The following is a 13,478-nucleotide window of genomic DNA, read 5'->3' as shown; positions in this document are numbered from 1 at the left end:
ATATATGGAAATTGTTTATTTCGGAGATAACTTGCGTCAGTTTTGCGTCAAAAAAATAAGCGCAGGAATCCCCTGCGCTCGTAACTCGTTTTTTCAAATGTTACATAAATAATAACCTAAAATAAAAGTGCCGTAAATACCTTTTTTTCGCCAGCAGTAAACAGTCGTGAAAGCCTATTCTCATGCGGTTTCAAGGGCGTTATACTCGGTACGTAAAGGAGAGTGGTACTGATGGTATACGCAGAAGTAGCAAGGGTGACAGGTTTAACTTACGATATAGTTGAGGGAGATGTTAGATACATAAGAAAGTTTATACCAGGTTTTGCGGAAAATGCAGAGTTAAAAATACGTGAGTTGTCGTATTATATATGTTATAGAGCAGAGTTTACGGATGATAATAAGAATAAACGTGAGCAAGGTATTAGAGCAATGCAGGAGGCAATCAAGCAAGATATAACGGAAAATTTGCCATATGAAAATATGACATTTTATATTTAACGGATAAATCGGCTTTACTTCCTCTGTCAAATAACGTAAGATGATTCGTAAGAAGGTCGACTATGCAATGTACGACCATTGAACGGATATTTGTCCGCCAGTACGTTTATATCACCGTTTCAAATGACGGTACAGTCAACGATACAACAATGCGGATGTTATAGCGATGCAATAACGAATAAGGGACGCGGGTTCGACTCCCGCCGTCTCCATACATTAGAAAAAAATAGTTTCAAAAAGTGCCAAGTTTCTTGAGATATCAAGGGTTTGGCACCTTTTTTGTTACCTAAATGAATTTAGTATTATTCAATCTCGAAATTTATAGGGCTGTAAAATTTCATGACATAGACTAGCTCGCACAAGCCCCTCTCTATCGGTGCGGGGGTAAGATATAAAGAGAGTATTGATCCTACAGTTATAATATATAATTTAACTGGGGAAAAATCCTCAAGATCTTTAATCAGTCCTCTAATGCTTCTGTCTGTATTTAAGTAATGTCCCTCGAAAAGATGTACCAGTAAGAAATGGCTACGTACGAAAAGATCCACCAGTTGGTATACTTTTTACGCATGTACCGCCAATCAATTTACTCGATAGCCATCGCAGGTACGGTTGTGTGACTCGTTTTCTTTCCCCACAACAAACAAAACATATGGTACGCTACTATCAACCTGGGCACAAAGTAGAGGAGGTTTTCAAGATGCATGAGGCATTTATCCAAGCGTATTTTTTGAAAAAAGATGAAACGATTGAAAGGGTAGAACAACAAGAGCAACTATTTGTTGCGACTATTGTCAAAAAGACGGCGCGTACATTTCGTAAAGTCGCTTATTTAAAGCTTACGATGAATACAGAATTCACTTCACCGCTTCCTAAAAAATTAGCATCCTATAAATTTACACCAAATGCAAAACGAACGTTACATGAAACGAATGACACGATTCAGCAGTGGCTACAACAGGGCTGGATTGTGCGCGAAATTCGTTATCACACAGACGGAATTAGCGTTAAGGAAGATTATTACCGCATTGGCCCGGCTTACATAGAAGCTCAACAAAAATCCGAGCAACAACAGTTCGCAAAACAACAGCAACAGATGCAGGCGTTAAAACAAAAAGCCGAGAAACTAGCGTTACCGGAGTTATTCCAACAGGCGATCGAATGGAATATGCTACCTGAACAGTGGACGCTGAAAAAGCGCATGAAATACATTGAGTTTTGTTTAGCGTTTTATGCGTTATCCTTGCAAAAAGAGCTATTTGATTTTAAAGAAATCGGCGCGGCCTTACACGATACGATTGGGGGTTCAAAGGTATTTGACCAAGAGCGCGAGGTTTTTTTAGCGCAGCTAGAGCACAGTGGTATTGACCCGATGCTTTACGGGCTAGTGAGCATCGGAAAAATTGTGCCAATTTATTTTACTGGTGATGTGCAAAATAACGTTGCAACGTATGCGATTGGCGCGGTGCATGCGACGACGGATAATGCGGTCTTAACATCACCTTTTACAACGACAAATACAACATTATGGCTTGTTGAAAACCGCGCTATTTTAACGCGTTTAGCTGTAGAGACGGAATTTTTACGGCAAACGAATTCTTGCATCGTTTGTTTAGACGGACAAATTCGTTCTGCACATAAACAATTTATTGAGCAATTACTGCAATCAGCTATTAAACAAACGATTATTTGGACAGATACCGATAGCGCGGGCATCACGATTGCCAAGTATGCTGCAGCATTAGTTAAGGGAACTGTAAAAATTGTTGGGCGGGATTATGAATTGTATCATTCGATTGAAAGCTTTACAGCCCAGGTGCAAGAGGCGCATGAACAGGAGCAGCAGTTAGGAGGGGTTGAACAGTGGATAAAATGGATGTAAAAGCACCGATTTCGATTTTTACAAGCGATTATCAAACCGCAGAATTTATGAAATCAATGCGGGATTTAGCATCGTTAGCAGGTGTGTTAAAAGAATTAAGTACCGAAAAAATGTACGATTCCCCAATCGAAATTATTCGTTTTTTAAATGTCATTCAGTTAATTAACGAAGCATCTCTCGGCATTAAAGATCCCATCGATAACGAGGAAATACTGTACTATCGATATCAGTCTACGTATTCACTAGACAATGAACCGCCAACATTAGCGCAAATTACAAGAATGCTCACGATTTTAGAGCGCAATAATTGGATCATAAAACAGAGTCGTCAAATTAAAATGCGTGACCGTGGGAAAAATTTAATGGATGGGTTGATTCGCATGGGTAACGATGCACTTGCCTATTATTTGCAAGATGATATTGGACGCTCGCTATTTCAAGCAAGACGAGATGCTGAAATAAGCGCTGCCTACGACGATCAAGGGATTTCCGGAGGCAATAAAATCGCATCGATGATTTACAACGTTGAAGAGGCGATTAAGCAATTAGAGGAACGCCAGCTTGAACTTCTTGCTGATCGCAATGCTTTACCGCAGCTGGAAAAGATTAATCAACTAATGTTTGAGCTTGAAACAAAATTAAATGAACGCTTACAACAGTTTGGTACCGTCGAAGAAAGTACGAAAATGAGCGATTTAATGCGTCGCGGAACGGCTGCCATTTCAAAGGGGACCTCTCTTAGCTTGAGCTTACTGACAAAATATATTCGCTTTGTCAATATGCAGCTCACACCTACTGCTGACACCATTTCACCAGAAAAGGTGCGCCAGTTTATTTTGGCGATGCATTCACCTGAAGCTAATACGAATATCCCAACAGCTCATGATATTTTAAGTTTTATGGAACAAAATCAATATGAACAAGAAGCGATGGATGGCCTGTGGGTCCCTGTAAAATTTGCTGCACCGATTGGCCCGCAAGATATTACAGATGCTGTATATTATTTACAAACGTATGAACCGAAACTAGAAAAGCCGATGTCTCATCAACTTGAGCATGAATATGAAGAGACCGAAATGGATGTTCGTCCTATAAAAGAAGCATTGCAGGATGCTTCATGGAAAATGACACAATCTCTGATTGATACCGAACGAATTGAAAATTATTTAACCGAGCATGGTGAAACGGAAATGGAAGAGCTCATTGTGGAATCGAGTTCAAATAAATGGCATGATGCGATTCTTTCATTATTAGCTGTATCGGCACTTACGAGTAACAATAAGGTAGAACAACAGCCTATCGAGCAAGCGAAGGACTATGAAAAACAATGGGAGTGGATAGACGATGATGACAAACGATTTACCGTTCGACAATACCCTTATGATGATGAATAGCTTAAAGGGCTATTTGACGACCGAAGAGGAATTAGCGTTTATGCAGTTATTATTTTCTTCATCTGCATCGATTAAAGGGGCAAATTACGGCTTAGCAAAGAAGGATTTAGCAAAGATGCTAGGCATTAATAATGGAGATGATGAAGCTTTGCATTCATTTATCAATCGTTTAAACGCTGCGTTAAGTCGCTATTTCCGTGTCATTTATGATGCACGTCGAGACCGCGTCATTGTCATGATGCATGTAACCGCAAAACATGCGAAATCAACATTAAGCAGTGAAGCGCTCGCAATTATGCTGTATTTGTTTTATCACCAAGAAGTACTCGGGCATGAATTTACGCTCTTGCATCAAATCCTGGTTGATTTTGGACATGAGTCATTGAACGCCAACCGCAAATTGAAAAATAATATTGACCAACTGAAAAAAATTGGTGCGGTTACAGACTACGAATCCGTTTCTGAAGAGGCATTTATGTTAACAGCCATAGGAGTACATATGTTTTCGGAGTCATTTTTACGACGAACAACGGAATTTGCTCAGGAAACACAGCTTAGTAAAGAAGAAGTAATGAAGTTTTTCAATCGTTATAACTTACATATTGAGGAGGAAAACGAATGATTCCGTATCAATTAAAAATTCAAGGCGTTCGCGACTACTCACCTCGCAGCATTTATTTTGGGGAACCAGACGAGCATATTTTAATTACTGGTCCAAATGGTGTAGGAAAATCGACATTAACATTTTGCCTTGGTGCCGTGCTACATTCATCAAAGGTAGAACTAGAGGGACTTCGTTCAACAAATTTAAAAGTAAATGACCCTTGGTATGCACGTATTACACTCGTATTTTTAAATGATGGCCGGACGAAAATTGATGGTCCAAAATTTATTGCCTTTCAGCTAACGGTCAATCAAGATACGAAAAATAGCCCGATTCAGCGCGAGTACGAGGTGTTAAATGGGCCAGACGAAGCGAACTTAACATCTCATGCACGCTATACATCTGGTGGGACAGCGGGACGTACATTCAAGGCGTATCGTGAAGATTTGCGCGTGCGGTATAAAATCGAACCAGATGTTTTTTATTTAATTTGGTATCAGCAAGAAGTCAATCAATTTGCGGCGATGTACCCGGAAGAGCGTTTTCGCAAATTTAGTGACATGTTCGAGATTTCTGATATGCAAAAGGAATGGGAAGCTTCATTAGAAAAAATTAAAGAAGTTCGTATGGAAATTGAATATTTAAAGGGTATTCAAAAAGGTGCAGAGCTAAGTGTGAATGCAGCTCAAACCGAGCTCAATAAATATTTGGATAACAAAAAACGTATTTTCACATCTGGTCAGAAATATTATACGTTGCTCCATCAAATGATCGCGTATTATAGTACTTCGATTGAAAAGACGTTCGAGCAAAAAGCTAATGATCAAGTGGAAAAGGAAAAACTAGTCGTTTCGAGGCAACAATTAAAGCATAACATTAGTGAACTAGAGCAACAAAGAACACAATTGTCAGAGGATGTTGGGGCATTATCACAGCAATTAACCCAAATAGCAGGTCAGCTAAAACAACAGCAAAATGAAGATACACAACAACAAAAATCGCAGGAGCAGTTAGAACAGCAGCTTGAAGCTATCGATAAAAAGAGAAAGCATTTACGCTTTGATGCCGAAACGGTACAACGTAAGCTAGAAGAAACAAAAAATCAATTAGCGATGATTACAAATCAATTAAGTGAGCTCAGTAATCAACAAATGCAACTGCGCAAGCAAGAACGCGAGCTCAATCAAGAAAAAAGCTTTTTACAAATGACTACATCGCACCTAAAAGATGAAATCACAAAGGCAGAAAAGCACAAGGCAATCTATGTAAGCAGTGTGCAGATCGAGCAAAAAATTAATACCTTAGCACTACAAAATGAACGGGAATTTGAACAGATACAGCGTCTTAAAATGGAACTAAAAATGGTGGACCAAAACGTTAAACAGTATGAGCAAAAAAAGGTAGTATCCAAACGCCAGCAGCAAGGACTACTGCATTTAAAGCAGCAACAACTAGAAGCGTACCCGTTACGTGAGTTAATAGAGCTCATGCCATCTGCTCCATTGCAGTTAGAAAAGCAACTTGATGGGATTAAATATACCATTTTTTATGTTGGGAAAAACTATAAACCAGTCAATGATTTATATTACGTATCACTTCAGCAACTTGTGCCGACAGAAAGTATCTCGAAGCTACCGGAGTACGGCTTACAAATTCGTAGTGATTTAACTGAACAGCAGAGGAATTATGCCAATAAAGCGCTTTGGTGGGTGAAGCAATTTTTCTTAGAGAGTCCGAAAATCGAGCAAGGCTTGTTATATGATACGCGCGGTATTCGTGGTGCACAGGAAGCGGCGCAATATATTTTAAGTGATGTGGCGATAGAAAGGCTATTGCAGGAAGTACAACAGACATATTCAAAAACAAAGAACGAGCAGCAACAATTAGAACAACAATACGCAGAAAATCGGCGACAGTTGAAACAGCTACAAGGCCATCTTCATACGATGCAATTAGCCGAAAGTACACTATTAAAGCAAACGGATTATGCATCTTATATTCAGCAGCTTGAACTAGTCGAACAAAAATTGTCAGCACTTTATGATGAGCAAACGGCAATTGAAATACAACAAGACAAGCTAAAAAGCGAGCAAAGTGAAGGAAAGTATAGTCTGGGTTTTTATGAGCAACAATGGAAAATTCATGAGGAGCTCGGCGCTTTTGCAGAGCAGCAAATGCAACTACAACAGATTGAGCAGGCAAGAAAATACTTGCAACAAAAAATTCGAGCGCTTACAACGGAGCAAGAGATAAAAGAACATGAAATTATTAAACAAAAACGAAAGCAATTACGACTAGGTGAACAGCAACAACAATTCGAAAGCAATTTGAAAATAGTCGAAAGTCAAATAACAGGTTATGAGTTAACGATTAAAAAGGCAAAGGACAAGCTAGAATTAGATGAAACGATGAAAAGTCGCTGTGAGCTTGATATGATTGAACTTGAACAGGTGCTACCGCAAGAAGCACAGCAACTAGACGAACAACTAGCAACGAACTTATCACTGACGATGCTACAGGCTGAAAGCGAACAAGCAAAAGCTGAGCTACGCAATGCCCGCTTAGAAAAAATTAACGAAAATGCCCAGCAAAATTACGATCAACAAAAAGCTGATTTCGATAAGAAAAATGCTGATTTAGCGAAATCAGAGCAACTCCTTGAAAGCAATACGGTTCGTGCAAATGAGTGGGAAGACCGCTTAGAAACCACGATTTCGATGCACTTAATCAAAATCAATACGCTTTTCCAAAAATATATGGATTTGTTCCAGTTTGAAGGGCAAGTGGAAAAGGAACGCATTGAAGAAAAATCAGGTCGTGTCAATTTCCGACTGTATATTAAAGCGCGTAAAATTGGGCATCAAGGTGCACTTGAAGATGTGAGTATGAAGGCTCGTAGTGGAAAGGTAGGGCTAGGTGTATCGGGTGGGGAGGAATCACTAAGTTCACTTCTTTTCGCGCTCGCACTACTGCAAAACTTAGCTACTTCACCAGGCTATATCGTGCTCGATGAGTTTGATAGCGCATTAGATGATGAGCGAAAAAATAAGGTATTTAATCTTTATGCCGAGGAACTGCAACGTAAGCTGATTATAGTGTCGCCAAAGGGACATGATGAAACGTATTACAACTGCTTCTCGAAAGTATTCATTGTTGAGCATGATGCAACAATTCCGAAAAGTACGATTCGAGGGATACAGAATAAGAAGTGAATGTAATTGTTTTTGATTTATAATTAATAAGCATTGTCAGAAGTTTGTTCCAAACAAATCATTCCATAGGATTTCTTCTTTGAAATTTTAAGCGTTCTTTTTAGATAGTTTCCTATGAAACAATTAACCGCATTTTCAAGTTGTTCCCACTCAACCTGTGGGGTAAAACGGTCTTTGCTCCATCCTGAAAATAAGAAAATGGAATCTCTAAACGGATCTAATTCAAAAGAATCCTGAATGAGTATAGAGAGACCATCAATACCTTTACGGATGTAGACATTCTGCACGCTTGTAAAATCATGCATCATCGTTTGTTCAATCCTTCAGGATCGTTTGGATGATGCGCTTATCTCACCATTAAAAGAAGGAAATTTCAGCACTAGTTGTTTTAATGATGCAGCTCGGCTCTAGAGAATTTTGTGGTGAAGTTGTTGCTGAAGAGTTATTAGTGATGATAGGATCTAGTGTCATAGGGACAATTTTTAGTTTAGTAGTTGATATAAAGAAGCACCTCCTTAAATTGATATATTTATCGTACAGGAGGTGCCTGGTTGTTTATATGTGTTATTTGAATACGGGCTTACAATTGAAAAAGAATAACAATAAGAATAAATAAATTTTTATATTCGATAAACTTGTTTAATCAAAAGTATTATAGAATTAAGGTTAGGATGAGATAGGCTTTATGAAGTCTACTCGAAATGAAAAAACTAACTATTTCGCACCCCGAAAGTTCATACTTATGGTGTGTGAGAGGTCAGCTAGCCTCATATCATTAATTATGACAAACTCTTCATAACTTCTTGAATAAAAGAATCTCTATATTCAGAGTCAAAAATATAAACACCTTTTTCATGCGAAATTTGAAGTATCTCTTCAATCTTTGATTTATCATTCTTTTTAAAGGCTTGTTCTACATACTCCAAATCTTGCTTGAAATGTTGAATAAATGTATCGCCTTCTCTTTGAATATCGATAGCTAAAAATGGATATGATAGTGATGTTTTTGTTGGGATTATTATAGTTTCAAACATATATTTTAGACTTTCTAATGGAATATAAGAAATTTCTTTTTTTAATTCGAATTTTTCAATAATAGGTAAAATTTCATTCACAAATCTTTGCATATGCTCAATATCAGATAATTTCGTACCTTCTAAATCGTTGTTCACAATAATTTTTTTTACTATTTCAAATTGATTTTGATCTAATAAATTTTTTATATATAAAATTTCTTCTTTGAATTTAGTTCTTTCCTCTTTACTTAATTTTCGGTGATCAATAACTACATCTTCTATCAACTCCCAGCCAATACCCGGGATAAAATGTGCGTCTATAAAATACTTTATTTCTTCTATAACTATCATATTTAGCGACTCCTTTTAGCTAGTATTCAATTAATGGTGCAGAAAAAATTATATAAAATCCTTCGTCATGCAAACTAGACTTTTCCAAAATGAGGTAACTCTTTGTTAAGTCAGTGTATTTTTGCTTGCTCTTCTTTGAAATACCATACCCTATAGGGAATTGGTGAGTGAACTATAATCTCACACGTCTAAGTGATTCACTGGAATCTTGCTATATCCATTCTGCGATTTCTTCGCTATCATCACTAAATTTTCATTTATAGCCTTTATTGCTATATCTCGATTATAAAAACACGTGATATCAGTAAATGTAATTATTAGTTTTTTTCAAGTTCTTCATCTGTCAATTTACAAAACATTATTTCATTGTTTGATATCATTTTTTCTCTCCCTTTAAAACTAATTGAAAAATATGCTAATAATAAAACATAAAACTTCAACGGTTGAAATTATTATTCCGCATATATGTATCCATCCCCTTATGAGGTAGTAGATGGATAGAGGTAATCTATGATGAAATTCTGTTCGTGAAATGACCGATACGTGTTGGAATTAGCCATATTAAGTTATATGTCATAGAAGGCTTTGTACAATATGTTTTTATTTTGCTAACAATCTACTTGGCGTCAACATGCTACATCGTGAGAAATTTTGTGAACTGACAAGGGCCATTAAAAAAGCTCATTGACTATTGGCAAAGTAATGTATTTGCCGATTTGGATATACAAATTTCACTGATTGCCCACACAAATACCATCGTACAATGTCCTGCTTATCTAGGACATGCAGCTGCAGGACAATACGTTTTGCATCGTCTTGATCAGCACAAAGGGATGAGAGGGATTGTCTAAGCAAGAGAGTGAAGAAATCATTTCTATTATAATGCTAAAAATTATTCGGAGGAAATGCTACGCAATATACTAACAAGCAGTTATTAAAAAAGCGGAGGAACAGGTAAATGAAACTTAGGAAATGGTTATCACTGTCTCTGGAGCATCGATTAGTAATTGTCAGTAATCCCTTTAATACTAAAAAATGTTTTTAAGAGGTAAATCTAAGATATTGGAGTGATAAGGCGTTAAAGGAAGCGATCGATATCATAAACATTTAAACGGCCTGAGCCCTTTTAGTTTAGGGCTCAAGTCGTTTAACACGTTTTTATTAATTTCATTATCTACTTGACGGGTTGCAGTTCACCGTCTTGTGTAATTTATAATTAAAATTCTACATAACCTTCATCGCTGTCTATGTCAAGATAATAAAATTCTAGTATACCATGCTTTTCCTGAAAATATTTCTTTACCATTTCTATATCTTCTCCAAAAAAAGGGAAAGGACTAGAAAAAAAAGAGATTTTATATTTTGATTCTTCATATATTTTCCCTTCAAATATATCTTCATTAAAATGAATATCAATATAGTGACCACTGTAGGCTATTTCATATGTTCCATCTTCATTTAGTCCGCACTTGTCTTCAAATGGAATAAAAGAAATATCATAAGTTCTTTCATTCGTAATTAGTGTTTCCATGTTTTATTTGTTAACTCCTTGTTATAATTTTATGTACAAATTACATTTTTATTGATTATAATTTGCCGAAATAAAATCGTTCTCGATTATAATTTAATAGAGATTAAAGTTTGCTTTTACAAGAATTCGTTATATTAGATTTTATTGCAACATGATTGGTAATTTAAAACACGACTATTCAATGACTGTTATTAAAAAATATTTTTAATTATTTGAATTAATAAAATTAAGATAAAAACATGTCTTGAATAAAGGGATCTCTGTATTTAGATTCTAAAATAAAGACACCTTTTTAAATATTTTTTCTATTTTGCAACTCCTGCTTAAAATGTTGAATAAATGTATCTCCTACTCTTTGAATATAGGTAACAATAAAATCAAAAGATAAAAATTTTTCGTTGGAATAATAATTGTATCAAACGTATAATTTAAAGCTTTCATAGGAACATAAGAAATGTCTTCTTTATATTTATATTCTCGAAAATAGGTAAAATTTCATTTACTAGTCTTTGTACATCACATACTTGGGTATATTCTAAGTCATAGACATTATTAATATCTTGTATTGTTTTTGAGCTAACAGTAGTTTAAGATATAGTATTTCTTCTTTGAATGTGAACCGGTATTTTCTAGATACTTTCCTATAATCGATAACTGCATCTTTAAGCTGTTCCCACTAAATCGTTGGGTAAAAATGAGCTTGCAAAAATACTTAGTTTCATCAAAGTTTTCCATTCTGTAACTTAATCATTGTATTCTATTAATGGCGCCGTGAAGATAATGTAAAATCCTTCTTCAGAAAATCCTGATTTCTCCAAAATAATATAACTTTTTGTTAGATCTGTATACTCTTGTTTAGTGCGTTGTGAAATCCCATAGCCAATAGGATATTGATGGCTAGATTCTAATCTAATGCGTCTACGTGAGTCATTGGAGTCTTCCCATAACCATTGAGCAATTTCTTCACTATGCATATTCAATATTTCATTGACAATTTCAATCGCCATATCTCTGTTATAAAAGCAAGTAATATCATTAAATGAAACTTTTATTTTTCTTTCAAGTTCTTCTTTTGGTAAATCATAGAACATTATTTCTCTATTTGATATCATTCTTTAACTCCTTTAATCTGTATAAAATCTATGTTAATAAACAAAATACAAAATTTCAAACTTTTGATTATTTAACCAATGGATATGCTGTTTTTACGATAAAGCCATATTCATTAGTATTATCTCTCGTTAGTACTACTAGGCCTGTATTTAGATTGTCAGCTCTTACATAAGATTTTTTTGCGGCATTATATTTATATCCATATCCTAAAGAGCTTTTAGATTTGTGTGTACTAGAAACAAACTTATCTGATTTTGTATTTTTTAACCAAGAAGCTATCTTATCAGCTTCGTCATCTAATACAGTATTAACAAATTCTTGCATTACTTTATGATTTGAAAATTTACTAGCCCCTTTTTTATCTTTGGTTTTAGATCGAGCCTGTAATGCTTCATCTTTAATATTCATATGTGCCGATAGTGTATGTCCACGATCTTTACCTTCAGAAGCGTTAATAAGTCTTTTCGTATCATCTATATCCATTTTTCGGATTTTTGCAGCAGATGTTTTAACTAAAGCATCCGTTAATTTTTTTGCAGTAGATTTATTTAAACTAAATTTGTCTATAATTACATCAGCAAATTTTTTCAACTTGCTAACACTCGGTCCAGGAACTAAGTCAACTAAAGCCAATGCAATATCTGCAACCTTTGATTTAGGGTCTACGATTGTCTTATAAACATTATAAATGTCTTTTGCAGTGCCAACTCCAGGGATAAAATCAGTTACAATATCAAAAACAGTTCCTGCAATATCCAGATATTTATCTTTTGAAGATTTAGCCACAAATAATTCTCTTGATTTCCCTGAAATTTCCACGGTATCTAACGATGCTGTTCTCACACCGTCCATACTATTGAGATTGTTAAGTGTAATCACTGAACTACCAAGGCTAGAGGAATCAACACTATAAAAAATTTGATAACCAGTATCTGATCTAATATTAGTTGGATTGTTCGAAATTGAATTAGATTGTCTGTTAGTAATTTGTGATCTTACACCATTTTCTAGTGCAGATTTTGATTTAGTTATAACTTGTTTAGGATTTTGTTTACTACCTTTAGAAGAATTACTAGTGTTTGAGTTTGATTTTTTTTCTAAGGCAATGTTCCTCATGACTTTTGTCATTTTGTTTGTGTCAATACCATATGTACTAATTTTTTTACTAGGACCGGGAATACTTCGAACCATATACAAAACCACCTATAATTTATTTTTTTACAATTTTATTACAAAAAATAGTATATGTTACCAAGGTTGGGTTAGCAAATTATTTTTGTGTATATAATTTTGTATATTAAGCAATTTTATTCTCTTTTAGGTATAAATGTTAAGAAATAAGAATATAGAAACTTTTGAGAAAATATGTAATTATATGACAAGTGTAAGGGCTTTTGGATATGGGTTAGAAATAAATAAGGAGTCTAATGGTGTGAAATTCTCCCTTAGACATCGTGACAAAGGATTTATTATTTATTTAATGAATAGGACATTTAAATCTTACATAATAATTGGCAGATAGTTCGTTGGTGCATCAATCCTAGGAGTGAAAATACTTACATTTAAAATTGGATATAAACTTCCAAAAAAAGAATGCACATTATGATGCAATTATGCAACTACAACAATCGGGAGGAATTAAAGCCGACGGAAAAAGGAAGCTTCAATCTAATGATAGGGAATTGTTGGATTTTCATAAGAACGAAATAATAGAAAAGGAAATAGAATTCGAGTACGAGGATGACTGACTTTTTTTAAATACTATTAAATGACGAACTAAAATTCACAAAAACACCTTTCTAAAATGTAATTTTTATAAACACAATAAAGCGCTGTTACTAGACAACTTAGGGTGTTTTTCACAATTTACACTGCAA

10 protein-coding genes are annotated in these 13,478 nt (G+C 35.2%); 5 read left to right on the top strand and 5 right to left on the bottom strand.

What is annotated here, in order from left to right; all coding sequences use genetic code 11:
* The first annotated feature begins 231 nt into the window (after positions 1-231).
* From ACIPKN_RS18830 to ACIPKN_RS18810, 5 genes are all read left to right on the top strand, one after another.
* Positions 232-498, top strand: coding sequence for a hypothetical protein (locus ACIPKN_RS18830; protein ID WP_400938910.1), 267 nt, complete (start codon positions 232-234; stop codon positions 496-498).
* Between the two features lie 700 nt (positions 499-1,198).
* Positions 1,199-2,380, top strand: a complete 1,182-nt coding sequence (locus ACIPKN_RS18825) for a DUF2399 domain-containing protein (protein ID WP_400938908.1) — start codon at positions 1,199-1,201, stop codon at positions 2,378-2,380.
* Positions 2,371-3,774, top strand: a complete 1,404-nt coding sequence (locus tag ACIPKN_RS18820) for a hypothetical protein (protein ID WP_400938962.1) — start codon at positions 2,371-2,373, stop codon at positions 3,772-3,774. The genes ACIPKN_RS18825 and ACIPKN_RS18820 overlap by 10 nt, the downstream gene beginning before the upstream one ends.
* Positions 3,725-4,396 (top strand): hypothetical protein, encoded by a 672-nt coding sequence (locus ACIPKN_RS18815; RefSeq protein ID WP_400938905.1) that lies wholly within the window; start codon positions 3,725-3,727, stop codon positions 4,394-4,396. Before ACIPKN_RS18820 ends, ACIPKN_RS18815 begins: the two co-directional genes overlap by 50 nt.
* Positions 4,393-7,590: an AAA family ATPase gene (locus tag ACIPKN_RS18810; RefSeq protein WP_400938903.1), complete on the top strand. Its 3,198-nt coding sequence runs from the start codon at positions 4,393-4,395 to the stop codon at positions 7,588-7,590. Before ACIPKN_RS18815 ends, ACIPKN_RS18810 begins: the two co-directional genes overlap by 4 nt.
* Before the next feature lie 23 nt (positions 7,591-7,613).
* Here ACIPKN_RS18810 and tnpB read toward each other — a convergent pair whose 3' ends face one another.
* The 5 genes from tnpB to ACIPKN_RS18785 form a co-directional block, all read right to left on the bottom strand.
* Entirely contained in the window at positions 7,614-7,898 is a 285-nt protein-coding gene (gene tnpB / locus ACIPKN_RS18805; RefSeq protein WP_400938901.1) for an IS66 family insertion sequence element accessory protein TnpB, read from the bottom strand.
* A 471-nt stretch (positions 7,899-8,369) separates the two neighbouring features.
* Positions 8,370-8,957: a hypothetical protein gene (locus ACIPKN_RS18800; protein ID WP_400938898.1), complete on the bottom strand. Its 588-nt coding sequence runs from the start codon at positions 8,955-8,957 to the stop codon at positions 8,370-8,372.
* 1,216 nt (positions 8,958-10,173) lie between these two features.
* Positions 10,174-10,488, bottom strand: a complete 315-nt coding sequence (locus ACIPKN_RS18795; RefSeq protein WP_400938895.1) for a hypothetical protein — start codon at positions 10,486-10,488, stop codon at positions 10,174-10,176.
* A gap of 743 nt (positions 10,489-11,231) precedes the next feature.
* Positions 11,232-11,600: an RNase A-like domain-containing protein gene (locus ACIPKN_RS18790; RefSeq protein ID WP_400938893.1), complete on the bottom strand. Its 369-nt coding sequence runs from the start codon at positions 11,598-11,600 to the stop codon at positions 11,232-11,234.
* A 67-nt stretch (positions 11,601-11,667) separates the two neighbouring features.
* Positions 11,668-12,792: an RNase A-like domain-containing protein gene (locus tag ACIPKN_RS18785; protein ID WP_400938891.1), complete on the bottom strand. Its 1,125-nt coding sequence runs from the start codon at positions 12,790-12,792 to the stop codon at positions 11,668-11,670.
* Between the last annotated feature and the right edge of the window lie 686 nt (positions 12,793-13,478).

The organism is Lysinibacillus sp. NPDC086135 (assembly GCF_044746345.1).
Lineage (GTDB): Bacteria > Bacillota > Bacilli > Bacillales_A > Planococcaceae > Lysinibacillus.
Note: the sequence above shows the minus strand (reverse complement) of the source record. Positions and strands in the feature narration are given on the sequence as shown.